General features: G+C 67.0%; 24 protein-coding genes and 1 tRNA gene. 16 read left to right on the top strand and 9 right to left on the bottom strand.

The annotated features are described in order from the left end of the window. Positions 1-13: 13 nt before the first annotated feature. From ASE31_RS20310 to ASE31_RS20285, 6 genes are all read left to right on the top strand, one after another. Positions 14-1234 carry a dienelactone hydrolase family protein gene (locus ASE31_RS20310; protein WP_057203617.1) on the top strand — a complete coding sequence of 407 codons (1221 nt, stop codon included), beginning with the start codon at positions 14-16 and terminating at the stop codon, positions 1232-1234. A gap of 133 nt (positions 1235-1367) precedes the next feature. Beyond that, the gene (locus tag ASE31_RS20305; RefSeq protein ID WP_057203616.1) at positions 1368-2687 is read left to right on the top strand and encodes an ABC transporter substrate-binding protein; all 1320 of its coding nucleotides are present in this window, start codon (positions 1368-1370) and stop codon (positions 2685-2687) included. A gap of 60 nt (positions 2688-2747) precedes the next feature. Continuing rightward, positions 2748-4496: an iron ABC transporter permease gene (locus tag ASE31_RS20300; RefSeq protein WP_057203615.1), complete on the top strand. Its 1749-nt coding sequence runs from the start codon at positions 2748-2750 to the stop codon at positions 4494-4496. 13 nt (positions 4497-4509) lie between these two features. Next, positions 4510-5595, top strand: a complete 1086-nt coding sequence (locus tag ASE31_RS20295; RefSeq protein WP_057203614.1) for an ABC transporter ATP-binding protein — start codon at positions 4510-4512, stop codon at positions 5593-5595. A 74-nt stretch (positions 5596-5669) separates the two neighbouring features. Further along, a complete protein-coding gene (locus ASE31_RS20290) occupies positions 5670-6554 on the top strand; it encodes a LysR family transcriptional regulator (protein ID WP_057203613.1) in 885 nt (294 codons plus the stop codon). An 81-nt stretch (positions 6555-6635) separates the two neighbouring features. Beyond that, complete coding sequence (locus ASE31_RS20285; protein ID WP_057203612.1) at positions 6636-7697, top strand: aldo/keto reductase; 1062 nt, start codon at positions 6636-6638, stop codon at positions 7695-7697. 97 nt (positions 7698-7794) lie between these two features. On the opposite strand, the gene ASE31_RS20280 is transcribed toward ASE31_RS20285, so the two are convergent. Both ASE31_RS20280 and ASE31_RS20275 read right to left on the bottom strand, forming a co-directional pair. Next, positions 7795-9219: a M20 family metallopeptidase gene (locus ASE31_RS20280; protein ID WP_057203611.1), complete on the bottom strand. Its 1425-nt coding sequence runs from the start codon at positions 9217-9219 to the stop codon at positions 7795-7797. A 19-nt stretch (positions 9220-9238) separates the two neighbouring features. Continuing rightward, entirely contained in the window at positions 9239-10231 is a 993-nt protein-coding gene (locus ASE31_RS20275; protein WP_057203610.1) for a tripartite tricarboxylate transporter substrate binding protein, read from the bottom strand. 167 nt (positions 10232-10398) lie between these two features. Here ASE31_RS20275 and ASE31_RS20270 point away from each other — a divergent pair, with 167 nt between their 5' ends. From ASE31_RS20270 to plsY, 3 genes are read left to right on the top strand one after another with little or no spacing between them, the layout of a single operon-like run. Next, entirely contained in the window at positions 10399-11340 is a 942-nt protein-coding gene (locus tag ASE31_RS20270; RefSeq protein ID WP_057203609.1) for a LysR family transcriptional regulator, read from the top strand. 20 nt (positions 11341-11360) lie between these two features. Then, positions 11361-11852: an aminoacyl-tRNA deacylase gene (locus ASE31_RS20265; protein WP_057203608.1), complete on the top strand. Its 492-nt coding sequence runs from the start codon at positions 11361-11363 to the stop codon at positions 11850-11852. A gap of 48 nt (positions 11853-11900) precedes the next feature. Beyond that, on the top strand, positions 11901-12554 hold the full coding sequence (gene plsY / locus ASE31_RS20260) for a glycerol-3-phosphate 1-O-acyltransferase PlsY (protein WP_057203607.1): 654 nt from the start codon (positions 11901-11903) through the stop codon (positions 12552-12554). Between the two features lie 50 nt (positions 12555-12604). Here plsY and ASE31_RS20255 read toward each other — a convergent pair whose 3' ends face one another. From ASE31_RS20255 to ASE31_RS20245, 3 genes are read right to left on the bottom strand one after another with little or no spacing between them, the layout of a single operon-like run. Then, positions 12605-13639 carry an HD-GYP domain-containing protein gene (locus ASE31_RS20255; RefSeq protein ID WP_057203606.1) on the bottom strand — a complete coding sequence of 345 codons (1035 nt, stop codon included), beginning with the start codon at positions 13637-13639 and terminating at the stop codon, positions 12605-12607. Between the two features lie 26 nt (positions 13640-13665). After that, the gene (locus ASE31_RS20250; RefSeq protein ID WP_057203605.1) at positions 13666-14319 is read right to left on the bottom strand and encodes a TIGR02281 family clan AA aspartic protease; all 654 of its coding nucleotides are present in this window, start codon (positions 14317-14319) and stop codon (positions 13666-13668) included. Positions 14320-14344: 25 nt separating this feature from the next. Beyond that, on the bottom strand, positions 14345-14830 hold the full coding sequence (locus ASE31_RS20245; RefSeq protein ID WP_008906652.1) for a YajQ family cyclic di-GMP-binding protein: 486 nt from the start codon (positions 14828-14830) through the stop codon (positions 14345-14347). A gap of 73 nt (positions 14831-14903) precedes the next feature. Here ASE31_RS20245 and murB point away from each other — a divergent pair, with 73 nt between their 5' ends. Then, the gene (gene murB / locus ASE31_RS20240; protein WP_057203604.1) at positions 14904-15977 is read left to right on the top strand and encodes a UDP-N-acetylmuramate dehydrogenase; all 1074 of its coding nucleotides are present in this window, start codon (positions 14904-14906) and stop codon (positions 15975-15977) included. Between the two features lie 71 nt (positions 15978-16048). Here murB and argG read toward each other — a convergent pair whose 3' ends face one another. From argG to ASE31_RS20220, 4 genes are all read right to left on the bottom strand, one after another. Beyond that, positions 16049-17389 carry an argininosuccinate synthase gene (gene argG / locus ASE31_RS20235; RefSeq protein ID WP_057203603.1) on the bottom strand — a complete coding sequence of 447 codons (1341 nt, stop codon included), beginning with the start codon at positions 17387-17389 and terminating at the stop codon, positions 16049-16051. A 23-nt stretch (positions 17390-17412) separates the two neighbouring features. Further along, a complete protein-coding gene (locus ASE31_RS20230; RefSeq protein WP_057203602.1) occupies positions 17413-17730 on the bottom strand; it encodes a pyrimidine/purine nucleoside phosphorylase in 318 nt (105 codons plus the stop codon). 200 nt (positions 17731-17930) lie between these two features. After that, a complete protein-coding gene (locus tag ASE31_RS20225) occupies positions 17931-18554 on the bottom strand; it encodes a glycine zipper 2TM domain-containing protein (RefSeq protein WP_057203601.1) in 624 nt (207 codons plus the stop codon). Positions 18555-18700: 146 nt separating this feature from the next. Next, positions 18701-19090 carry an arsenate reductase gene (locus ASE31_RS20220; RefSeq protein ID WP_057203600.1) on the bottom strand — a complete coding sequence of 130 codons (390 nt, stop codon included), beginning with the start codon at positions 19088-19090 and terminating at the stop codon, positions 18701-18703. Between the two features lie 57 nt (positions 19091-19147). On the opposite strand from ASE31_RS20220, the gene folC reads away from it, so the two are divergent. The 6 genes from folC to ASE31_RS20190 all read left to right on the top strand — a co-directional run bounded on the left by folC (position 19148) and on the right by ASE31_RS20190 (position 25296). Beyond that, a complete protein-coding gene (gene folC / locus ASE31_RS20215; RefSeq protein ID WP_057203599.1) occupies positions 19148-20476 on the top strand; it encodes a bifunctional tetrahydrofolate synthase/dihydrofolate synthase in 1329 nt (442 codons plus the stop codon). A 24-nt stretch (positions 20477-20500) separates the two neighbouring features. Then, positions 20501-21391, top strand: a complete 891-nt coding sequence (locus ASE31_RS20210; RefSeq protein WP_057203598.1) for an SPOR domain-containing protein — start codon at positions 20501-20503, stop codon at positions 21389-21391. Between the two features lie 23 nt (positions 21392-21414). Next, positions 21415-21903, top strand: a complete 489-nt coding sequence (locus ASE31_RS20205; RefSeq protein WP_057203839.1) for a CvpA family protein — start codon at positions 21415-21417, stop codon at positions 21901-21903. A 72-nt stretch (positions 21904-21975) separates the two neighbouring features. After that, on the top strand, positions 21976-23481 hold the full coding sequence (gene purF / locus ASE31_RS20200; protein ID WP_057203597.1) for an amidophosphoribosyltransferase: 1506 nt from the start codon (positions 21976-21978) through the stop codon (positions 23479-23481). 215 nt (positions 23482-23696) lie between these two features. Further along, complete coding sequence (gltX, locus tag ASE31_RS20195; protein ID WP_057203596.1) at positions 23697-25121, top strand: glutamate--tRNA ligase; 1425 nt, start codon at positions 23697-23699, stop codon at positions 25119-25121. A gap of 99 nt (positions 25122-25220) precedes the next feature. Beyond that, positions 25221-25296: transfer RNA gene (locus tag ASE31_RS20190), tRNA-Ala, on the top strand. Positions 25297-25319: the final 23 nt, after the last annotated feature.

Raw genomic sequence — 25319 nt, 5'->3', positions numbered from 1 at the left:
AAGGAACCCTACCATGCCAGGACAATGGACTACGCTCGACGCTGCAGACGGCAGCGGCAGCTTTCGCGCCTACCTTGCCACCCCCGCCAGCGGCAGCGGCCCTGGGCTGGTGCTCGCGCAGGAGATCTTCGGCGTGAACGCCACCATGCGCGATGTGGCCGACTACTACGCCGAGGAAGGCTATGTGGTGCTGGTGCCCGACCTGTTCTGGCGCCAGGAGCCTGCCGTGGAGCTGGACGCCGCCAGCGACATGCCGCGCGCCTTCGGGTTCTACCAGGGCTTTGACGAGGCCAAGGGCGTGCAGGACCTTCAGACGGCCATCTCGGCGCTGCGTGCGCGCCCCGAGGTCCGCGCGCACGGCGGCAAGGTGGGCGTGCTGGGCTTTTGCCTGGGTGGCAAGCTGGCCTACCTGGCCGCCTGCCGCACCGATGCCGACGTGGCCGTCGGGTACTACGGCGTGGGCATCGAGGCCGCGCTGACCGATGCGGCGGACATCCAGTGCCGCCTGGTGCTGCACATCGCCGAGCTCGATGGCTTTTGCCCGCCCCCTGCGCGCGAGGCCATCGTGCAGGCCCTCTCGGGCCGCGAGAGCGTGGAGCTGTACGTCTACCCCGGCACCGACCATGCGTTTGCGCGCGCGGGGGGCGACCATTTCCACAAACCTTCGGCGCTGATGGCGCACCAGCGCAGCGTGGCCGCGCTGCGGCGCGAGATGGGCCCGCACTACGACCTGTCGGCTCTGTGGGACAAGCACTGCGAGTACGAATTCGCCACGCGCGACGTGGACGCCACCATGTCCACCATGGTGGCCGAGCCCTATGTGAACCACATCCCCACCATGACGGGCGGCGTGGGCTACCGCCACCTGCACGACTTCTACACGCGCCACTTCGTCAACAGCAACCCGCCCGACACCAGCCTGACCCCCATCTCGCGCACGGTGGGCGCCACGCAGGTGGTCGATGAGATGCTGTTTTGCTTCACCCACACCACCGAGATCCCGTGGATGCTGCCCGGCGTGGCGCCCACGGGCCGGCGCGTTGAGATACCGCTGCTGGCGGTGGTGAAGTTCCGCGGCGACAAGCTCTTTCACGAGCACATCTACTGGGACCAGGCCAGCGTGCTGGTGCAGGTGGGGCTGCTCGATCCCAAGGGCCTGCCCGTGGCGGGGGTGGAGACGGCGCGCAAGCTGCTCGACGAGACTCTGCCCTCGAATGGATTGATGGAGCGCTGAGCGCGCGAGGTCTCGATGTTCTAGGTGATAACCCGACAGGTCTTGTGACTGATGTGCCGCATCAGAAACAATGATTGGCCGCCGTCGCTGAGCCCGCCTACATTGGGGCCACTAGAACATCAAGGAGACAAGCATGCAGCGCATTCTTTGTGCCGGGGCCCTGGCCGCCGGTCTGTTCGTGCAGTGCGCACAGGCGGGCACCGTGACCGTACTCACCTCCTTTCCCAAGGAACTCACCACGGCCTACCAGAAGGCCTTCGAGGCGAAGAATCCGGGGATCAAGATAGAGATCCTGAACAAGAACACCACGGCGGCGATCGCCTACGTGCGTGAGCTGCCCGAGGGCCAGCGGCCCGACATCATGTGGGCGTCGGCACCCGACGCCTTCGAGGTGCTGGCACGCAACAAGCTGCTGCAGGCCGCGCCGGACACGAAAAACCCTGCCGCACCGGCCAAGATCGGCAACTACCCGCTCAACGACCCGCAGGGCCTGTACTACGGCCAGGCGCTGGCGGGCTACGGCATCATGTGGAACACCCGCTACCTGCAGGCCAACAAGCTGCCGGCGCCCAAGGAGTGGGCCGACCTCACGCGCCCTGAATATTTCGGCCATGTGGCGATCTCCTCGCCATCCCGTTCGGGCACCACCCAGCTCACGGTGGAGACCATCTTGCAGGGCGAGGGTTGGGACAAGGGCTGGTCGCAGCTGCTGGCCATGATGGGCAATGCCGCAGCCGTCACCGACCGCAGCTTTGCCGTGCCCGATGGCGTGAACAACGGCCAGTACGGTATCGGCATCGTGATCGACTTCTTCGGCCTGGCGGGCAAGTACTCGGGCTTTCCGGTGGACTTCGTCTACCCGGCCATGACCGCCGTGGTGCCGGCCAACATCGCGCTGATCGCAGGGGGCAAGAACACTGACGAAGCCAAAAAGTTCATGGCCTTCAGCATGTCCACCGAGGGCCAGCAGTTGCTGTTCGATCCCAAGATCAGCCGCCTGCCCATCCTGCCCTACAGCAGCCTCAAGGCGCCTGCGGGCTACCCGGTGCCGCAGGACGTGGCGCAGCGCGCCAAGGTGCAGTTCGACGCAGACCTGTCCGAGAACCGCTACCAGGTGGTCACCAGCCTGTTCGACCAGATGGTGACCTTTCGCCTGAAGGAACTGCAGGCCGCGACCCGCGCCATCCACGATGCAGACAAGGCCTTGAAGGCCAAGCCCAACGCCAAGGGCACCGAGCTCTTGCAGCAGGCGCGCAGCCTGGCCTACACCGCACTGGTGGGCGAAAGCAACGTGAAGAACGATGAGTTCCTGGCGCTGTTCCGCAAGAACCGGCGCGATGTCGAGGTCTCCAAGCAGCTCACGGGCCTGGAGCAGCTGTGGGCCACCAAGGCGCGCGAGAACTACGAGCGCGCGCGGGGCTTGGCGCAGCAAGCGCAAGGCATGGCCAAGTAAGGGCCTCCACCCTCTCTCCTTCAACTGGGCGCCCTGCAGGGGCGCCGGGAAGCCACCACCATGTCTGCTGTCTATTCCGAACCCGGCGCCGCCGGGCCCGGTGCGGTCCGCCCGCGCCGTCTGCTGCACGCCCTCACGGGTGTGGGGCCCTGGGTCGCCTTCGGGCTGATCCTGGCTTTCCTCCTGCTGTTCCTGCTGATACCGGTGGGCCTGGTGGTCTACACCGCATTCATCAACGAAACGGGTGCGCTCACCATTGGGCATTTCGCCAATTTCTTCGAGCAATCGGTGTTCCGCGAGTCATTCTTCAACAGCCTCGTGGTATCGCTGGCGAGCGTGTTCTTTGCCAGCCTGATCGCGGTGCCACTGGCCTACCTCACGGTGCGCTTCGAGTTTCGCGGGGCTTTGCTGATCCAGACGTTGGGCGTGCTGCCGCTGATCATGCCGCCCTTCGTCGGCGCGGTGGCGCTGCAGCTGATCTTCGGGCGCAATGGTTCCCTCAATCTGCTGCTCAATGAGTATTTCGGCTTCACCATTCCCATCATGGACGGCTTGGTGGGGGTCACCTTCGTCGAGAGCATCCACTACTTTCCGTTCATCCTGCTGAACCTGGTGGCATCGATGCGCAACATCGACGGGGCCATGGAGGAGTCGGCCCTGAACCTGGGGGCGCGCGGCTGGCGGCTGTTCCGCCGCGTGATATTCCCGCTGGCCATGCCGGGCTACCTGGCCGGTGCGGCGCTGGTCTTCGTGAAGGTGTTCGACGATCTGGGCACGCCGCTGGTCATGGGCGTGACCAACATGCTCGCGCCCCAGGCCTACCTGCGCATCACGTCGGTAGGCATCGATGACCCGCTGGGCTATGTGATCAGCGTGATCATGATCGCCTTCTCGATCCTCGCGCTGTGGATGGCCGCGCGCGTGATGAGGGGCAAGGATTACGCCACCCTGCAAAAGGGCGGTAGCTCGCTGCAGCGCAGGCGGCTGTCGGCGTGGGAGTCGGTGCTGGCCTATGGCTGGATAGGGCTCATCCTGCTGGTCACGCTGGCGCCGCACATCGGCATTTTGCTGATGTCGTTCTCCAAGGTGTGGAGCTTCTCGGTGCTGCCCGACTCTTACACGCTGGAGCACTACGCCACGGTGTTCACCGACTCCAAGCAGATGATAGGCAACACGCTGCTCTACTGCTTCATCGCGGCCGGGCTGGACGTGGTGATCGGCACCTCGATCGCCTACCTAATCCTGCGCACGCAGCTGCCGGCCCGCCGCTGGCTTGACTACCTGGCGTCGGCCGCGCTGGCCATCCCGGGGCTGGTGCTGGCCATTGGCTACCTGCGCATGTTCAAGGGCGTGAACCTGCCGTTCACCGACACGCCGGTGGTCACCACCTGGGTGCTGATCATGCTGGCCTATGCCGTGCGGCGCCTGCCGTATGCGCTGCGCTCGTGCATGGCGGCGCTGCAACAGGTGCATGTGTCGCTGGAAGAGGCGGCGCAGAGCCTGGGGGCATCGCGCCTGTCCACCATCCGCCGCATCATGGTGCCGCTGATGATGGGCGGCATCCTCGCAGGCTTCGTCACCAGCTTCATCACGGCGGCGGTGGAGCTGTCGGCCACCATTTTGCTCTCGTCGGCGCAAAGCCAGGCACCCATGAGCTACGGCATCTACCTGTACATGCAGAGCATCTCGGGCCGCGGCCCGGGCGCGGCGCTGGGTGTGCTGGCCGTGGTGGTGGTGGGGCTGGGTACATATTTCTCGCACCGCTTCGTGGAGCGTTCGCGCACCACGGTGCAGGCCAAACAGGGGTGAACATTCCATGCACATGAACAAAGTCTCTCTCGAAGCTCGGCACATCAGCCTGAGCTATGGCAGCACCGAGGTGTTGCGCGACGTCAACCTGCGCATCGAACCCGGTGAGTTCTTCGCGCTGCTGGGTCCCTCGGGGTCGGGCAAGTCCACCCTGCTGCGCCTGATCGCGGGCTTCAACCAGCACCAGCGCGGCGAGCTGTTGGTGGACGGGCAGGACATCACCGGCACGCCGCCGCATGCGCGCAACGTGGGCATGGTGTTCCAGAACTACGCGCTGTGGCCGCACATGACGGTGTGGGACAACGTGGCCTTTGGCCTGGTGGAGCGGCGCGAGACCAAGGATGCCATCCGCCGCAAGGTGGGTGCGGTGCTGGAGTTGGTGGGCCTGGGTGACTACGCGCAGCGCCGGCCCGGGCAGCTCTCGGGTGGGCAGCAGCAGCGCGTGGCGCTGGCGCGCACCGTGGTGATCGAGCCCAAGCTGCTGCTGCTCGACGAACCCCTGTCCAACCTGGACAAGCAGTTGCGCGTGCAGATGCGCGAGGAACTCAAGAACCTGCAGCGCAAGCTCGGGCTGACCACGATCTTCGTCACCCACGACCAGGAGGAGGCCATGACCACGGCCGACCGCATGGCCGTGCTGGACAAGGGCATCCTGCAGCAGGTGGGGGCCGCCACGGGGCTGTACGACTTTCCCATCAACCGCTTCGTGGCGGGCTTCGTGGGCACGGCCAACCTGCTCGAGGGGCAGGTGGTGTCGGTGGGCGGCGAGACGCTGGTGTTCCGCGTGGAGGGCCTCGGAAACCTCACGCTGCCCCGGCCGGCCGACCCGCCTGCCGTGGGCGCGGCAGCCCTGGCTTTCCGCCCGCACCAGGTGAGCATCCGTGTGCGTGACGAGCAGGTGGATGCCTCGCGCCTGTGGCTCAACGGGCTGGTGGAGAGCGCCGAGTTCCTGGGCGAGTTCTCGCGCTACCGGGTGCGCGTGGGCGACGTGGCCATGGTCACCGACCAGCCGCACTATGCCGGGCTGGCCATGTTCGCGCCCGGCTCGGAGGTACGCCTGGGCATCGAGCCCACGCAGGTGCGCTTTCTGGACCAGTAAGAAGGTGTGACCACGCCACAATGCAGCCCGATGCGTGAACTTTTCTTCTTCTGCTTCTCCGTGGCCTGACCGGCATGGAGATCTACCAACTGCGTGCCTTCGTCACGGCGGCCAAGCTCGGCCACGTGACACGCACCGCCGAAGCCCTGCACCTGACCCAGCCGGCCATCACCGCCCAGATCAAGGCGCTGGAGGAGGAACTGGGCGTGGCCTTGTTCGACCGGCGCCCCGGCCGCATCAGCCTCACGCGGGCCGGCGAGGCCTTGCTGTCCGATGCCGAGAACGTGCTCACGGCCGCCGGGCACCTGCTGGGCAAGGCGCGTGACCTGCAGGGCGAGGTCACCGGCTCGCTGACCCTGGGCACGGTGGCCGACCCCGACACCCTGCGCCTGGGCTCGCTGCTCGGCGCGCTGGTGCGCACCTTGCCGTTGCTGGAAATACGCACGCGCAATGGCCCGGCCGAAGAACTGCGCGAGCAGGTCGCGGCGGGGCTGCTGCAGGGTGCCTTCTACATCGGCCCCAACATCCCGCGCGAAGTGATGGGACTGGCGCTGCAGACCATCCACTACCGCATTGCCGGGCCGGCCAGCCAAGCGCCGCAGGTGCTGCATGCGGGCTGGCGCGACATCGCGGCCATGCCCTGGATCGGTGCGCCGCCGCTGCACCATGTGCAGACGCTGATGCGCGACATGTTCGCGCGCCAGGGGCTCACGCCGCACCAGGTGATCGAGTCCGACGAGGTCTCTTTGCCGCAAAGCCTGGTGCGCGCGGGCGTGGGCCTGTCGCTGCTGCGCGAGGACGTGGCGCTGCCCGCCAGCGAGCGCGGCGAGGTGGTGATCTGGCCGCATGCCCGGGTGGGGGCGCTCTTGAGCTTCATCTACCCGCGCGCAGCCGAGCACGACCCGGCCATCGTGGCCACGCTGCAGCTGCTGCGCAGCGTCTGGGGTCTGTCGGGGTAAGGGCGGAGGCCGGTGGTCAGGCCCTGGCCTGCAGACTTTCCCGGCAACCCGTAAACTGCGCGGCTTGCCAACGGAGTCCGCATGAAAACCATCCAGCTCGGTCAGAGCGATCTGCACGTCACCCCCATTTGCCTGGGCACCATGACCTTTGGTGAACAGGTCAACGAATCCGATTCCCACGACATCCTCGCCCGTTCGCTGGCCCGGGGCGTGAACTTCATCGACACCGCCGAGATGTACGCGGTGCCCGCCAAGGCCGAGACCTTCGGCGCCACCGAGACCATCATCGGCAACTGGTTCGCGAAGAACCCGGGCGCGCGTGAGAAGCTGGTGGTGGCCACCAAGGTGGCTGGCCCCTCGCGCGGCATGCCCTGGGTGCGCGAAGGCAAGGGCCTGACGCCTCAAGACATCGTCGCATCCTGCGAAGGTAGCCTGCGCCGCCTGCAGACCGAGGTGATCGACCTGTACCAGATCCACTGGCCTGAGCGCCATGTGCCGGCTTTCGGCACCATGTACTACGACCCGGCCAAGGAAACCTCACAGACGCCCATCCACGAGCAGCTGGAAGCGCTGGCGGGCCTGGTCAAGGCCGGCAAGGTGCGCTATGTCGGCCTCTCGAACGAGACGCCCTACGGTGTGCATGAGTTCGTGCGCCTGGCCGAGCAGCATGGCCTGCCGCGCGTGGCCACGGTGCAGAACCCCTACTGCCTGGTCAACCGCACCTGGGAAAACGCGCTGGACGAGACCTGCCACCGCCTGAACGTGTCGCTGCTGGCCTACTCGCCCCTGGCCTTCGGCCTGCTCACGGGCAAGTACGACGAGAGCGGCACCACCGGCCCCGATGCCCCCAAAGGCGCCCGCATCTCGTCTTACGAGTCGGTGCGCAAGCAGCGCTGGGGCCGACCCGAGTCGCTGGTGGCCGCGCGCCGCTACAACGCGCTGGCGCGCGAAAACGGCCTCACGCCCACGCAGCTGGCGCTGGCGTTCTGCTACACCAAGTGGCAGGTGGCCAGCACCATCATCGGCGTGACCTCGGTGGTGCAGCTCGAAGAAGACCTGAACGCCTGGGGCACGGAGCTGTCGCCCGAGCTGCTCAAGGCCATCGACGCCATTCGCCTGGAGTTGCGCGACCCGGCATTGTGAAGCCCCCCTGAGTCGCTTCGCGCCATCCCCCCAGGGGGACGCCCCCAGCGCGGCGGAGCGGCCCTTGCGCGGGGGCACTGGCCGGACCGCGCCACTTTCAGGCGCTGGTGATCGTGCTCAGCGCGCCTTCCTTCCAGGGCACGCCACCGGGCTCGCCCAGGTCCCAGAACAGGCCCGCCATCACGGCCAGGCCTTCGCGGGCCACGCTGGCCAGCAGGTGCTCATTGGGCGCATGCTGGGCACAGGCCGGGTACGAGTGGGGCACCCACAGCGTGGGCAGTCCCAGGTCGTCGGCAAAGATGTCGTTGGGCAGGGAGCCCGCCAGGTTGGGCAGCAAGGTGGCGGCCTCGCCCGCGCTGTGATGCATGGACGCCAACGCCCAGTCCACCCAGGGGTTGTGCAGGTCCAGGCGCGTGGCGCCGCACTGCATCCCGAGTTCGATCTCCACGTCGGCAAAGCCGTGTGCGTCCAGGTGGGCGCGCACGATGTCCTTGACGTTTTTCCAGTCCGTGCCCACCACGAAGCGCAGCTGGCAGTGCGCCACGGCGCTGGAGGGGATCGCATTGACGGGCCGTGCGGGCAAGCCCGCACCCAGCGCCAGCACCTCCAGCGTGTTCCAGCCGACCAATTGCTCGCCCGGTGTGAGGCCCGGCTCGCCCCAGCCCGGCGTCAGGGCCGGATCGTCGGCGCCGCCGCCAATCACCACGTCCTTGAGGGCGGTGCGCAGCTTCTCGGGCAGGGGTGGGGGCAGCAGGCCGGGTACGAGCATGCGGCCACGGGCATCCACCATGCTGGCCACGGCATGGGCCAGCACCGTCGCAGGGTTGGACAGCACGCCGCCCCAGTTGCCCGAGTGGTAGGCCTTGGGCCGGCTGCTCATCTTGAGCGAGAAATTGATGGCGCCGCGCGAGCCCAGGAACAGCGTGGGCCGCGCCGCGTTCACGCGCGGGCCGTCGCTGGCGATGAAGAGATCGGCCCTGAGGGCCTCGCGCTGCTGCTGGCAGAAGGCCGCCAGGCCCGGTGAGCCGGCCTCCTCGCCCATCTCCATGAGCAGGGTCACGTTGTAGCCCAGGCGCCCCTGGCGGGCGGCGATGGTCTGTGCCAGGGCCGCGAGCACCACCGTGTGCTGGCCCTTGTTGTCGGCCGTGCCGCGGCCGTACCAGCGGTCCCCTTCGATCGTGAGCTCCCAGGGCGACAGGCCTTCGCGCCAGTTGGCGTCCTGCCCGTTGACCACGTCGCCATGGCCGTAGGTGAGCACCGTGGGCAGGTCGGGCGATTCCACGCGGCGCGCCAGCAGCACCGGGCCACCGCGTGCGTCGGGGTTGTCCAGCACCTCGCAGGCAAAGCCCAGCGGTTCGAGGCCGGGCACGATCTCGTCGGTCAGGTACTGGCGCAGGGCGGGGGCGCCGGGTTGGCCGGTGTCGCTCTCGGTGCGCCAACCCACGCGGCGGCGCAGGTCGGCCTCGAACTGGCCCGCATCGAAGTAGCGGTGGACGCTGGTCAGCAGTTGGTCCCGGTTCATGGTCGTAGTCATGTCTTCGTCACTCCACAATGATCTTGGCGCGGTGGGCCAGGGCGCGGTAGCGCCCGATCTCGTCGTCGATAACGGCACGCGTGGCCACGGGCCCCAGGTGCACGGGCTCCATGCCCTGGGCGCGCATCTGCTCCTGTATGGCGGGGTCGCGCGTGACGGCCTCGACCTCGGTCACCAGCCGGCGGATGATGGGCAGCGGCGTGCGTGCCGGCGCGGCGATGGCGTACCAGGCGTCGAACGCCGCGTCGGGCAGCTGGAGTTCGGCCACCGTGGGCACGCCGGGCAGCATGCTGGAGCGGCTCTTGCCCGCAATCGCCAGGGCACGCAGCTTGCCCGCGCGGATCTGCGGGGCAGCGGCGGTCACGGTGTCGATGCCGAGTTGGATTTCACCGCCGATCAGCGCCATCAGCGACTGGCTGCTGCCGCGGTAGGGCACGTCCTGCAACTGGATGCCAGCGGCCTGCTCCAGCAGCGCGCCCGCCAGGTGCGGGCCCGAGCCGGAGCCGAAGGTGGCGTAGTGAATGGTCTTGGGCGCGGCCTTGGCGGCTGCGATCAGGGCGTTGAGGTCCTTGTAGGGCGCACTGGCGCTGACCACCATCACCAGCGGCGCGCGGGCCACGGTGGCCACGGGGATCAGGTCCGTCGCAGGGTCATAGGGCAGCTTGCTGCGCAGCGCAGGGTTCACCGAGTAGCTGGTGGAGCCCGAGACCAGCAGGGTGTAGCCATCGGGCTTGGCACGCACCACGGCCTCGGTGCCGATGATGGTGGAGGCGCCAGGCTTGTTGTCCACCACCACGGGCGTGCCCAGGCGGGCACCGAGCTTCTGCCCCAGGGCGCGGGCCACCGCGTCGGTGCCGCCACCAGGCGGGAAGGGTACGACCAGGCGCACGCTCTGCTCGGGCCAAGGGTCTTTGGCGGCAGTGGCGGTTTGGGCATGTGCCGCTGTCAACGTGGTGGCAAGCACGGCAAGAAGCAGGGGGATTCGAAGGCGGTGGTTCATTGAAGCTCCAGAGTAGGGCGCCGGGCTTTGCAGCGCAAGGCGCAGCACCCGCGTGGCTATCGGTTGATTGGAGCCTCGATGCACGCAAGATCGATGCTGGTTTACCATTGCTATTCATAGAGAATAAGCAACTAACCATTGCCTTGAAGGCAATACAAGAGCGCCCCATGTCCCTGTCCCTGCTGAGCCTGCCCCTGCGCTACTTCCTCGAAGTGGCCCGCACCGGCTCGGTCAACCAGGCCGCGCAGCGCCTGCATGTGGCCGCTTCAGCCGTGAGCCGCCAACTGGGCAAGCTGGAGGATTCGCTGGGTGTGTCGCTGTTCGAGCGGCAACCGCGCGGCATGCGCCTGACGGCGGCGGGCGAGCGCCTGCTGGCGCATGCGGGCGCGCATGCGCAGGAGTCGGCCCAGTTGGTGGAGCAGTTGCAGGGCCTGGCGGCGCAGGAGGCGCGGCGCGTGCGGCTGGCCTGCACCGAAGGTTTCGCTGCGGGCTTCATGCCGCTGGTGATGGCGCAGTTCCGCGATGTCCACCCCGAGGTCGAACTGCAGTTGCATGTGGGCGTGCCCGAGGAGGTCTCGGCGCAGGTGGCGCGTGGCGATGCGGACCTGGCCCTCAAGTACAGCGTTGCGCCCGAGAAGGGCCTTGCGGTGCTGCACTCGGCCATTGCCCCGGTGTTCGCGATCACGGTGGCCGCCCATCCGCTGGCGCAGCAGCGCGTGGTGAGCGTGGCCGACGTGGTGCGCTACCCGCTGCTGCTGGGCACGGCCGGCATCACCGGGCGCCAGCTGTTCGACCTCTCGTGCACGCTGCAGGGCCTGCGCTACACGCCGGCCGTGGTGAGCAACTTCTCGTCGGCGCTGCTGCCGCTGCTGGGCCCGCGCGACGTGGCGCTGGCCAGCTACCTCACCGCGGCGCGCTGGGTGGAGGAGGGCGTGCTCGCCGCCCGCCCGTTCGAAGACGTGCAGCTGCAGCAGCGGCGCCTGCAGGTGCTGGCGCTCGACGGCCGCGTGCAGCCGCCGCTGGTGCAGGAGTTCACCGGCGTGCTGGTGGCTGCCATTGAGCAGTACGGCAAGCGCAAAGTGGGGCGGCGCAAGCGTGTGCCCGTGTGAATGGGTACTATCGCTGCGCCATGGTCAAGAAAGAACACGTCTCCGAAACCCCTGCTACCCAGCTCCTCAAGGCGCGCAAGGTGGCCTTCACCGAGCACCCCTACGAGTACCTGGAACACGGCGGTGCACTGCACAGCGCCGAGGTGCTTGGGCTCGACCCCTTCACCGTGGTCAAGACCCTGGTGATGCAGGACCAGAACGCCAAGCCCCTGATCGTGCTGATGCACGGCAACCGCAAGGTCTCCACCAAGAACCTGGCGCGCCAGATCGGCGCCAAGTCGGTCGAGCCCTGCGCCCCCGAGGTCGCCAACCGCCACAGCGGCTACCTGGTGGGCGGCACCTCGCCCTTTGGCACGCGGCGCGAGATGCCGGTGTACATCGAAGGCAGCATCCTTGACCTGCCGCGCATCGCCATCAATGGCGGGCGGCGCGGTTTCCTGGTGCAGATCGACCCGCAGGTCTGCGTGCAACTGCTCGGTGCGCAGACCGTGCACTGCGCGCTGGCAGAATAGCGGGCCTGCGCACGCCCGCCGTGCGCACCCCCATTCCAAGGAGCTGATTTGACCGCCGTGTACCCCCTTCTGGCCACCATAGCCGCCTACCTGCTCGGCTCGCTGTCGTTTGCCGTGATCGTGACGCGCGCCATGGGCATGCGCGACCCGCGCACCTATGGCAGCAAGAACCCCGGCGCCACCAACGTGCTGCGCTCGGGCAGCAAGGTGGCGGCCGTCGTCACCCTGGTGCTCGATGCCGTGAAGGGCTGGCTGCCCGTGGCCCTGGTGGTCTGGTTCGGCAAGCCCTACGGGATGGAAGAGGGCACCATGGCGCTGGTCGGGCTGGCGGCCTTCCTCGGCCACCTGTGGCCGGTGTTCTTCCGTTTCGAAGGGGGCAAGGGCGTGGCCACGGCGCTGGGCGTGCTGCTGGGCGTGAGCGGCTGGCTGGGCCTGGCCACGGCGGTCACCTGGGTGATCATCGCCTTCTTCTTTCGCTATTCGTCGTTGGCTTCGCTGGTGGCGGCGGTGTTCGCGCCGGTGTACTACCTGCTGGCCGATGGCGTGGTCTGGAATGCCGATGGGCGCATTGCGGCCGCCATGGCCGTGATGGCCCTGCTGCTGGCCTGGCGCCACAAGGAGAACATCAAGCGCCTGCTGGAGGGCAAGGAATCGCGCCTGGGCAGCAGCAAGGTGGTCAAGGCCAAGGGCGCCAAGGGCTGAGTCCTTCACTACCGCGAAGGCTGCAGCCCGGTGGGCTGCCTTGCAATGAATCAGCGCGTTCCGAGGGATGCGGGTGCCGTGATGAGCGAGCGCATGCTCGAGATGCGCTGTGCCGCATACAGGCCCAGGCGCACCATGGTGCGGTGGTTGAGCTCCACCTTCACCGCGGAGCGGGCCACGGCCGACTGGATGCGCGGCTTGCCGCTGGCCGTCTGGTACAGGTTGGGCAGGTTCTGCTGCTGGCCCACAGGGTCGAGCAGGCTGGCCACCAGCGGGTAGTTGGCCTTTTCGCTGCGGCGCAGCACGATGGCCACCTCGCCGTTGTCCAGCCGCACAAAGGTGCCGGGCGGGCACAGGCCGATGGAGCGCACCAGCGTATAGCTGACCTCGTCGCGCTGGTCCACCTCCTGGCCCACGATGGCGCGCACCGAATCGGTGGCGCTACGCCCGGCGCGCGATTTGCGCGGGCTGATCATGGCCGCGTAGCGGTCGATGGTGCCCAGGATGCGCGTGAGGCGGTCCTCGGGGTTCTGCTGGGCCAGGGGAACCTGGTCGGCCATGTTGGTGTGGTGCTGGCCCACGACCTCGAGCCACAGCGGGTCGTTCACGAACAAACGCTCCAGCAGGGCCTGGCTCTCCTCAGGGTGGCTGCGGATGGCTTCCTGCTGCACGTTGCTGGGGCGCTCGCGCTGTTCGGCCAGTTCGTCCTGCAGCGCGGTCATGCCGATGTTCATGGTGAGCGCGGCGCGCACCAGGCTGTCGCGTTCGCTCTGCACCAGGCGCAGGTCCTGCGCCATGATGTGGCACAAGGTGCCGCAGACCAGCGCGTGCGCTGCGCTGTAGCCCACCGACGAGGTGGACGCCAACTGAAACATCAGGTACAGCGCCGCATCGATGTCGTGCGCCACCAGGTCCTGCAGCCACAGGTCGAAACTGCGCACCTTGCCCGGAAAATCCTGCACCTGCAGCGGCTTGGACAGCAGCACTGACAGGGCCGACTCCAGGTCCGACCACAGGCCGAGCAAGTCCTCGTACTCGCCCTCATGGGGGCTGCTGTTGCTGGGCAGGTGGGGGGTGGCGTTCATGGCGGGGTTGGTGGGGCCGCGCCTGCTCAGTGGCGCTTTTCCAGCACCATCTGGTCGTTGGTGCGGGTCATCTGGAACTGCGTCAGAAAGCTGTTGCCCAGCAGCACGAAGGGCATGCCCTCGGGCATGATGACCGCCGTCACACCGAGCACTTCCACATCGCCCAGGCGCACGGAATTGAGGCGCACACGCCAGCCGGTGGCAGAGCCGTTGGCCGTGCTCATGATCACTTTCTGGCTGTCGTCGACCTTGATGCCCATGCGCTCCGCATCGGGCCTGCCGATGGCGACCACGGACGCGCCGGTGTCCACCATGTACTTCATCTGCTTGCCGTTGATGGTGCCGGTGTTGACGAAGTGGCCCTGGCTGTCGGCCATCAGCACGATGCGCTTGCCGCTGCCGCTGGAACCCAGCGCCACGGGGGACTCACCCAGCCTCAGCATCCGGCGGGCGCCCTGGACTTCCACCGTGGCCTCATCGCGCGTCACGGACAGCACCTTCACGCCCTGGTGCGTCTCGCCCGGTCCGACGGCGCGCGGTGCGCTGCCATCGACCACCAGCAGCGCCTTGCTGCCGAGCACGCCGGCCAGGGCGATGGACTGGTCGGCGGCCACCGCAGGCAGCGCAATGGCCAGGCCGGCCGCCAGGGCCAGGGAGATCGCAGTGCGAAGGGCTTGCATGGAGGTCGAGGCCGCGCAGGTCCGTTCAGTCGCGGAAATTGTCGAACGACAGGGGCACGTCGGTCACGTCCTTGCGGATCAGTGCCATGGCGGCCTGCAGGTCGTCGCGCTTGGCGCCGGTGATGCGCACCTTGTCCTCCTGGATGGCGGCCTGCACCTTGAGCTTGCTTTCCTTCATGAGCTTCTGGATCTTCTTGGCCAGCTCGCTTTCGATGCCGTTGCGCACTTTGATGACCTGCTTGACCTTGTCGCCGCCCATTTTCTGCACGTCGCCCATGTCCAGAAAGCGCACGTCCACATTGCGCTTGGTGAGCTTGTTGCGCAGCACGTCTTCGATCTGGGTGAGCTGGAAGTCCGCATCGCCGATCAGCGTGATGTCCTTGTCCTTGATCTCGATGCTGGCCGACGTGCCTTTGAAGTCGAAACGGGTGCCGATTTCCTTGGCGGTGTTCTCGACCGCGTTCTTCACTTCGACCAGGTTGGCTTCGCAGACGGTGTCAAAAGATGGCATGGTGGTGGTTCTCTCTCTCGGGAATACGGTTTTCGCCGCAGCGCCAGGATGCGCGGGTGCGACAATCGGGTCAATGGTAGTCGAGAAAAACGCCCCTTTGCAGCCCTGCAACACCTTCGGCATTGCGGCACGCGCCCAAACCCTGGTGCGCGTGCGCTCGGCCGATGATATTTCGGCCTTCCTGGCCGATAGAGAACTGTCTGGCAGCCCGGTCTTTGTGCTGGGCGGCGGCAGCAACATCATTCTGACCGGTGACGTGCGCCCCGTGGTGCTCAAGATGGAGATCAAGGGCCTGCGCCTGGTCGAGGAAACCCCCAAGGCCTTCATCGTCGAGGCCGGTGCCGGCGAGGTCTGGCACGACTGCGTGGCCTGGACCCTCGCGCAGGGCTATCCGGGCCTGGAAAACCTGGCGCTGATCCCCGGCACCGTGGGGGCATCGCCAGTGCAGAACATCGGCGCCTATGGCGTGGAACTGCAGGACCGCTTCGAGTCGCTGGACGCGATGGACCTGGCCACTGGCGAGCGCTTTACGCTCAACGCCGCACAGTGCGCCTTCGGCTACCGCGACTCGGTGTTCAAGCACGCCCCTTCGCAACCCGAGGTGGCCGGTGGCCTGCCGCGCGGCATGGGCCTGGCCGGGCGCGCGGTGATCACGCATGTGCGGTTCCGACTGCCGCGCCCCTGGAAGCCGGTGCTGGGCTACGTGGAGCTGGAGCGCCGCAGGGCCGAGGCCGGTATCGACCATCCCACGGCACAGCAAATGTTTGACTGGGTGTGCGATATCCGCCGCGCCAAGCTGCCCGACCCCGCCGTGGTGGGCAATGCCGGCAGTTTCTTCAAGAACCCCACGGTATCGCCCGAGCAGTGCGCCGACATCATCGCGCGCGAGCCCAAGATCGTGCACTACCCCATGCCCGATGGCAGCATCAAGCTGGCCGCCGGCTGGCTCATCGATGCCTGCGGCTGGAAGGGTAAGTCCATCGGCAAGGCCGGCGTGTACGAAAAGCAGGCCCTGGTGCTGGTCAACCGCGGGCGCGGTGCCCACAGCGTGACCGGCGGCGAGGTGATGACCCTGGCCAAGGCCATCCAGACCAGCGTGTACGAGCGCTTTGGCATCCGGCTGGAGCCTGAGCCGGTGGTTGTATAGGCCGCTTCTGTTCGCCCCCCAATGCAAGAAAGCCACCCGAGGGTGGCTTTCTTCATGGTGCGGGAGCGGTGTTACTCGCCGCGCTCGTTGTTCAGCTGCGCCAATGCGGCATTGCCGTCCAGCGACAGCAGGCCGCTGCGCGCGTACACGCCCAGCTTGGCACGCGTGTCGATGATGTCCAGGTTGCGCATGGTCAATTGGCCGATGCGGTCGGCGGGCGAGAACGGCGCGTCTTCGACCTTTTCCATGCTCAGGCGCTCGGGCGCGTAGGTCAGGTTGGGCGACTCGGTGTTCAGCAGCGAGTAGTCGTTGCCGCGGCGCAGTTCCAGCGTCACGGTGCCGGTGATGGCGCGGGCCACCCAGCGCTGGGCCGTGTCGCGCAGCATGATGGCCTGGGGGTCGAACCAGCGGCCCTGGTAGAGCAGACGGCCGAGCTTGAGGCCGTTCAGGCGGTACTGCTCGATCGTGTCCTCGTTGTGGATGCCCGTCACCAGGCGCTCGTAGGCGATGTGCAGCAGCGCCAGGCCCGGGGCCTCGTAGATGCCGCGGCTCTTGGCCTCGATGATGCGGTTCTCGATCTGGTCGCTCATGCCCAGGCCATGGCGGCCGCCGATGCGGTTGGCCTCGAGGATCAGGGCCACGGGGTCGCTGAACTCCACGCCGTTCAGGGCCACGGGCTGGCCTTCTTCGAAGCGCACCGAGACTTCTTCGGACTTGACCTGCACGTCGTCCTTCCAGAACGCGACGCCCATGATGGGGTTCACGATGCGGATGCCGCTGTTCAGGAACTCCAGGTCCTTGGCCTCGTGCGTGGCACCCAGCATGTTGCTGTCGGTGCTGTAGGCCTTCTCGGCGCTCATCTTGTAGCCGAAACCTTCCTTGGTCATGAAGGCCGACATCTCGGCGCGGCCGCCGAGCTCGTCGATGAACAACTGGTCCAGCCAGGGCTTGTAGATCTTGAGCGAGGGGTTGGTCAGCAGGCCGTAGCGGTAAAAGCGCTCGATGTCATTGCCCTTGAAGGTCGAGCCGTCGCCCCAGATGTGGACGTCGTCTTCCTTCATGGCGGCCACCAGCATGGTGCCGGTGACGGCACGGCCCAGCGGCGTGGTGTTGAAGTAGGTGACGCCGGCGGTGCTGATGTGGAAGGCGCCGGCCTGCAGGGCGGCAATGCCTTCGTGCGCCAGTTGCGTGCGGCAGTCCACCAGGCGGGCCTTTTCGGCGCCGTATTCCATGGCCTTGGCGGGGATGGCGTCGTAGTCGGGCTCGTCGGGCTGGCCCAGGTTGGCCGTGTAGGCGTAGGGCACGGCGCCCTTGTTCTTCATCCAGCGCAGCGCGGCGCTGGTGTCGAGGCCGCCGGAGAAGGCGATGCCGACCTTCTCGTTGAGGGGCAGGTTCTGGAGGATGGTGGCCATGTCGTTCAGGGCTTTCTGGCGGCTCAGCCGAAGTGGCAGATGTAGTGGTAGGCGCTGGCGACGCGGATCTCGAACTTGGAGTTGCCGGGCACGCTGAACTTCTCGCCTGCGGCGGACTTGACCCAGGCGTCGGTGCCGTCGAGCTTGTACTCGCACTCGCCGCCCACGCATTCCATGATCTCGGGCGCGCCGGTGTTGAAGGTCAGCGAGGCGGGCAGGACCACGCCCACCGACTTCTTCGTGCCATCGGGGAAGGTGATGTTGTGGCTCACGCACTTGCCGTCGAAGTACACATTGGCCTGGGTGGTGACGGACACGCCGTCGATTTTTTCGGTGGTCATGGATGCGCGTTGGTTAGAGGGAAACCCCTGATTTTAGGCCACCGTGCCGCATGGACGCTTTCGATGCGGCGCAGGGCAAAAAAAAGAGCCCCGAAGGGCTCTTGGAGGACTGGACGCCAGGGGAGGGCAGCCGTCAACGGCAATGGTCACTGGGCCGGCGGCGTGTTCATGCCGCCAGCTGCCTGGGCTGCCCGTCCGAATCAGCGCCAGTAGGGATTGCGCGGGTGGTGGTACGAGCGGTCGTAGCCGTACTCGATCACCGTGACCGGGGGCGTCACGTAAGTGGGGGGCGGCGCCGGATAGGTCGAGGTGACCACGCCGGGCTGGGCGTAGCCCTGCTGGTACGAGGGCTCCGTGGAGTAGGTCTGGCCCGGCTGCACGCTCACGGGGATCCAGCGGCCCGGGTCGTACTGGGTGCGGGTGGTGTACTGGCGGCCTGCGTATTCGTAGGTCACGTTGTAGCCCACGGTGCGGTTCTCGTAGTAGGTCTGGTTCTGGCAGCGCTGCACGTTCTCGTACTGCGGCTGGCCGCCCTCGATGTTGTTGCCCAGCACGGCACCACCGATCAGGCCCAGTGCCGTGGCCGCCGCGCGGCCACTGCCCTTGCCGATCTGGTTGCCGACGGCACCTCCGGCAATCGCACCGATCACTGCGCCGCCACCCGTGGTGCGGTTGCCGCTGTACACGGTTTCGTTGTTGCATACCTGCTGGGGCACGGCCACCTGCTGGACGATGGGGGTGGTCGAGAGCACGCGGCCCTGTTCCTGGGCTGCGGCCAGGGAGGCAATGGCTGCCATGGCGGAAAAAACGACGATCTTTTTCATGGAGAAACTCCTTTCAGGTCGGTACATAACGCACCAGACTGTTGAAAAGTTTAGGCGCTACCCGTCAATACCGGGTGGGCAGGCCGTAAAACTGCGTAAAGATTTGTGCAATATCTCCGGTTTCAGTGCACGCAATCCCTGCGATGTCAGTTATTGGAGCCCGTTGAACCCCATTCGTTCCAGGTTTCGGGCGCAAAACCGACCGAAATACGGGTGGTGCCGCCCTGCACCCACTCCACCACAGGGCGTTTGACTACGCTGGGCTGGGCCTGCAGCAAGGCGCTGGCGCTGGCGTCGTCGGTCACGGCGGCCTGGGTGTCCGCGTCGAGCTTGCGCCAGGTGGTGCCCTGGCGGTTGACGAGCTTGTCGCGCCCCACGGCGGCCAGCCAGGCGGGCAGGCGGTCGGCGGGCACGCCCTGTTTCTTGAAATCATGGAATGTGCAGTCCAGCCCCTGGTCGGTGAACCAGGTGCGGGCCTTCTTCACGGTATCGCAGTTGGGAATGCCGTAGAGGGTGATGGTGCGGGGTCTTGTCATGGGTAATAGGGTGTGAAGGTGTGCACGACCGTGGGCTCGGCGACAATCGCGGGCTGTATGCACACCAATAATATCGACACCCTGGAAGGCTGGCTGCAGCACTGCGAGCAGCTGCACCCGCACAACATCGACATGGGCCTGGACCGGGTCAGCGAAGTGGCCCGCCGCATGGCGCTGCGCTTCGACTGCCCGGTGATCACCGTGGCGGGCACCAATGGCAAGGGATCCACCTGCGCCATGCTGGAGGCCGTGGGCCTGCAATCGGGCTACCGCACGGGGGTCTACACCTCGCCCCACCTGGTGCATTTCGAAGAGCGCTGCCGCGTGCATGGCGAAATCGTGGCCGCCGCCGACCTGGTGCCGCACTTCGCGGCGGTGGAGGCCGCCCGGGTGCAGGGCGGCGAGGCCATCTCGCTGACCTACTTCGAGTTCAGCACCCTGGCCATCCTGCGGCTCATGAGCCAGGCGCGCCTGGACCTGGCGATCCTGGAGGTGGGCCTGGGCGGACGGCTCGACGCCACCAACATCATCGACGCCGACTGCGCCATCATCACCAGCATCGACATCGACCACACCGAATTTCTGGGCAAGGACCGCGAAAGCATCGGCCGCGAGAAGGCCGGCATCATGCGCACCGGCCGCCCGGTGATCGTGAGCGACCCCATGGCCCCGCAGAGCGTGGTGGACCATGCCACCGAGATCGGCGCCGACCTGTGGCGCTCGGGCCGCGACTTCAATGTCTCGGGCGACAAGCAGCAGTGGAGCTGGGCCGGGCGCGGGCGCCGCTATGCGGGCCTGGCCTACCCCTCGCTGCGCGGCGCCAACCAGCTGGTGAACGCTGCGGGCGTGCTGGCCGCCTTCGAGGCGCTGCGCGAGCGTATTCCCGTAACGGCCCAGGCCGTGCGCACGGGCATGGCCATGGTGGAGCTGCCCGGGCGCTTCCAGATCGTGCCGGGCGAGCCCACGCTGGTGCTGGACGTGGCGCACAACCCGCATTCGGTGGCGGCCCTCACGGCCAACCTGGATGCGATGGGTTTCTTCCCCACCACGCACGCCGTGTTCGGCGCCATGGCGGACAAGGACCTGGCCACCATGCTGGCCAAGGTGGGCCCGCTGGTGGACCGCTGGTACTTCACCAGCCTGCCCACGCCGCGGGCCGAGACGGGGGCGGCGCTGCAGCAGAAGTGGAACGCCCTGCAGATGGTGGCTGGCGGGCGCCGCGAGGTGGCCACCAGCGTGCACCAAGACCCCATGCAGGCACTGCAGGCCGCCGTGGCGGCGGCAGGGCCCGCTGATAGAATCGTGGTCTTTGGCTCGTTCTACACGGTGGGCGGGGTATTGATCAACGGCACCCCTCGCCTGCACGCCAAACATCTGGGCGCGTAAGCACCCCGCACGAGTCGCAACTCCATGGCATTTTTCAAGTTTCGGTGGCCCGGTCAGAGTGAACCCGCACCGGCCGACAAGCCGGCCAAGCGCTCGCGCGCAGCGCCCCCTGCCGAAAGCATCGAAGCGATGCGCCGGCGTGCGCGCCACCGCCTGATTGGTGCGGCCGTGCTGGTGGCCCTGGGGGTGGTGGGATTTCCGCTGCTGTTCGATACCCAGCCGCGCCCCATTGCGGTGGACATTCCCATCGAGATCCCCGACCGCAACAAGACCGCGCCCGTGGTGGTGCCCGCACCCGTTGCCGCGCAGGCCCCATCGCCTGCGCCGGCCTCTGCGGCCGTGGCGCGCCCAGCGGCACCGGCCACGCCCTCGGGCAGCCGCACTGCGGTGGGCCAGGCCAGCGCAGGCAATGGCCTGAGCGAGGGCGAGGAGATCATCGCCAGCCCCAAGCCCGCGATGGTGCCCAAGCCGCCCGTGGTGGCCGCCGCGCCCAAGCCAGAGCACAAGCCCGAACCGAAACCGGAGCCGAAACCCGAGCCCAAGCCGGCAGTGGTGGCGGCCGCGCCAGCGCCCGCCCCGGCGGTGCCGGCGCGTGCCAACGACGAGGCCGCTCGCGCCCGTGCCCTGCTGGAGGGCCGCACCGCGGCGCCGGCCGCTGCCGCCGTGGCTTCGGCCAGCTCTGAGGATGCCCGTTTCATCGTGCAGGTGGGCGCGTTTGCAGACGCGGACAAGGCCCGCGAGGCGCGCACCAAGGTGGAGCGCTCCGGCCTCAAGACCTTTGTGCAGGTGGTGGATACCAAGGACGGCAGGCGCACCCGGGTGCGCGTGGGCCCCTTCAACAACCGGGCCGATGCGGACAAGGCCGCTGGCAAGATCCGCGCGCTGGAACTGTCGGCATCGGTGCTGACGCTCTGATGCTGGAGCAGGCTGCGCCGGTGATGGCCGCGCTGGACTGGGTTTTCGTGGCCGTCCTGCTCGCTTCCATGCTGATGGGGGCCTGGCGCGGCCTGGTGTACGAGGTGCTGTCCCTGGTGGGATGGGTGGTGGCGTTTTTTGTGGCGCAGTGGCTGGCCGACGATATGGCGGCCTTGCTGCCCATGGGCGAATCGGCCGCTGGCCTGCGCTATGCGGCGGGCTTTGCCCTGGTGTTCATCGGTGCGGTGTTTGCGTGCGGATTCGTGGCGTGGCTGGTCAAGAAGCTGGTGGAGTCCATCGGCCTGCGCCCGGTGGACCGCACGCTGGGTGCGGCCTTCGGGGTGCTCCGGGGCATGGTGCTGCTGCTGGCCGTGGCCGTGGTGGCGGGGCTCACGCCCCTGCACGAGGCTGCGTGGTGGCAGGAATCGCGGGGTGCACCGGTATTGACCCAGGTGCTCGAAGGGTTGAAACCGGCGCTTCCGGAAGAATTTACAAGGCACTTGCCTTCGTGAGGCGGCAACGGCCAGAAGCGGTTGTCGTGGGTTTGCAGCGGGGATGTTCCCGCAAACGGATGGAAACGAACTATGTGTGGAATCGTCGGCGTCGTCAGTACCGCGCCCGTCAATCAGTTGATCTATGACGCGTTGCTGCTGCTGCAGCACCGGGGCCAGGATGCCGCCGGCATCGTGACCCAGCAGGGCCGCAAGTTCTTCATGCACAAGGCCAAGGGCATGGTGCGCGACGTGTTCCGCACGCGCAACATGCGGGCCTTGCCCGGCAGTGTGGGCCTGGGCCAGGTGCGCTACCCTACCGCCGGCAACGCGTACAGCGAAGAAGAGGCACAGCCCTTCTACGTGAACGCGCCTTTCGGCCTGGTGCTGGTGCACAACGGCAACCTGACCAATGCCCAAACGCTGCGCACGGAGCTGTTCCAGACCGACCACCGCCACACCAACACCGACAGCGACTCGGAAGTGCTGCTCAACGTGTTCGCGCACGAACTCGAGCGCGCCACCGCAGGCGTACCGCTGCGGCCCGAAAATGTGTTCGACGCTGTGCGTGCCGTGCACAAGCGCATCAAGGGTTCGTATGCCGTGATCGCCATGATCGCCGGCCACGGCCTGCTGGCCTTCCGCGACCCGCATGGCATCCGCCCGCTGGCCATCGGCCGCAGCGCGGACGGCAACGTCATGGTGGGCAGCGAATCGGTGGCGCTGGAGGGCACCTCGCACGTGTTCGAGCGCAATGTCGAACCCGGCGAGGCCGTGTTCATCACGCTCGACGGCACCGTGCATTCGGCCCAGTGTGCCGAGAACCCGCAGCTCAACCCCTGCATCTTCGAGTTCGTGTACCTGGCACGCCCCGATTCGGTGCTCGACGGCATCTCGGTCTACCAGGCGCGCCTGAACCTGGGCGAGGCCCTGGCCAAGCGCGTGGTCTCCACCGTGCCGCCCAACGAGATCGACGTGATCATCCCGATCCCCGAATCGAGCCGCCCCAGCGCCACGCAACTGGCGCACCTGCTGGGCATTCCGTACCGCGAGGGCTTCGTGAAGAACCGCTACGTGGGCCGCACCTTCATCATGCCGGGACAGGGCGTGCGCAAGAAGTCCGTGCGCCAGAAGCTCAACGTGATCGCCAGCGAGTTCAAGGGCCGCAACGTCCTGCTGGTGGACGATTCCATCGTGCGCGGCACCACCTCGCGCGAAATCGTGCAGATGGCGCGCGACGCCGGTGCCCGCAATGTCTACCTGGCCAGCGCTGCGCCGCCGGTGCGCTACCCCAACGTGTACGGCATCGACATGCCCACCAGCAGCGAGCTGGTGGCCCATGGCCGCACGGTGGAAGAGATCCGCCAGGTCATCGGCTGCGACGCCCTGATCTACCAGGACGTGGACGGCATGAAGCGCGCCATCGGCTCGCTCAACAAGGCCATCGTTGGCTTTGACGCATCGTGCTTCGACGGCACCTATGTGACCGGTGACATCACCGCCGAAGACATCGCGCGCCTGAACGAAGGCCGCGTGGGTGTGGAAGAGAACGAGGAAGACACTTCGCGCCTGGCGCTCCCCAACGCTCAAGACGCCTGAGCGCGCTGAATGCAGCCTCGGGCGAGGCTGCATTCCTGCTTGGCAGCCATTCGTGGGCGCACCGATCAAACGGGGCGCCCATGCCGTTTGAGGAGCGCGGAACCGGGGCGCAACCCCGGAGCCTGTGGCGCGGCACTTATCATTACCGGCATTGACCGCCGCCTTCGCGCCTGCCTTTACCGCGGCAGGGCAGGGCGGTCCACCCAGCAAGACCTATGACCGACCAGAACAACACCCCCGCCACCGGCCGCGTGCGCACGCGCTTTGCGCCATCGCCCACCGGCTTCATCCACCTGGGCAACATCCGCTCGGCCCTGTACCCCTGGGCCTTCGCGCGTGCCATGGGCGGCGACTTCATCCTGCGCATCGAAGACACGGACGTGGAGCGCTCCAGCCAGGTTGCGGTGGACGTGATTCTGGAAAGCATGGAATGGCTGAGCATGCAGCCCGATGAGGGCCCGTTCTACCAGATGCAGCGCATGGACCGCTACCGCGCCGTGCTCGAAGACCTCAAGGCCACCGGCCTGGTCTACCCCTGCTACATGGGCATCGCCGAGCTCGATGCCCTGCGCGAAGCGCAGATGGCCGCCAAGGAAAAGCCGCGCTACGACGGCACCTGGCGCCCCGAGGCCGGCAAGACCCTGCCGCCCATCCCCGAAGGCGTACAGCCGGTGCTGCGCTTCAAGAACCCGCAGGGCGGCGTGGTCGCCTGGGACGACAAGGTCAAGGGCCGCATCGAGATCAGCAACGACGAGCTCGACGACCTGGTGATCGCGCGCCCCGATGGCACGCCTACCTACAACTTCTGCGTGGTGGTGGACGACATCGACATGGCCATCACCCACGTGATCCGCGGTGACGACCATGTGAACAACACACCGCGCCAGATCAACATCTTCCGCGCGCTGGGCAAGGAGCCGCCGGTGTATGCCCACCTGCCTACCGTGTTGAACGAGCAGGGCGAGAAGATGAGCAAGCGCAATGGCGCCAAGCCCGTCACCCAGTACCGCGACGAGGGCTACCTGCCCGACGCCATGGTCAACTACCTGGCCCGCCTGGGCTGGAGCCATGGCGACGACGAGATTTTCAGCCGCCAGCAGTTTCTGGAATGGTTCAACCTCGACCACCTGGGTCGCAGCGCCGCCCAGTTCGACGAGGCCAAGCTGCGCTGGGTGAACGCCCAGCACCTGAAGGCCATGGACGACGAGGCCCTGGCTGCCCTGGTGTCGGCCCTGCTGCAAAAGCGCGGCGTGGCCGCAGCCGAGCTGGCTGATGGCCGCCTGCCCCGCATCTGCGCACTGTTCAAGGACCGCTGCGACACCACGGTGGCCCTGGCCGACTGGGCCCAGGTGTTCTATGGCGACGTGACTCCCAACGAAGCCGAGCGCGCCCAGCATGTGACCGAGGCCATCGCCCCCGCCATCGATGCGTTGGCTGCAGCACTGGCCACTTGCGAGTGGAACAAGGCTGCGATCAGCGCCGCCTTCAAGCAGGTGCTGGCTGCACAGGGCCTGAAGATGCCCCAACTGGCCATGCCCGTGCGTGTGCTGACGGTCGGAACGGCGCATACTCCATCGGTCGATGCGGTGCTGGAATTGGTTGGACGCGAAAAAGTTGGCGTTCGTTTGCAAAACCGCTAAAAACCTGTCTATAATTCAAGGCTCTGATGAAGACGACATACACAGTGTGAATGAAGTCTGAAAAGGGTGGTTGAAAAGAGATTTTCGGCCACTTCAAGTGGGGGTATAGCTCAGCTGGGAGAGCGCTTGCATGGCATGCAAGAGGTCATCGGTTCGATCCCGTTTACCTCCACCACTTACATCGGAAACGGTTCGCAA

Source organism: Acidovorax sp. Root217 (assembly GCF_001428645.1).
In the GTDB taxonomy this organism is placed as follows: domain Bacteria; phylum Pseudomonadota; class Gammaproteobacteria; order Burkholderiales; family Burkholderiaceae_C; genus Acidovorax.
Note: the sequence above shows the minus strand (reverse complement) of the source record. Positions and strands in the feature narration are given on the sequence as shown.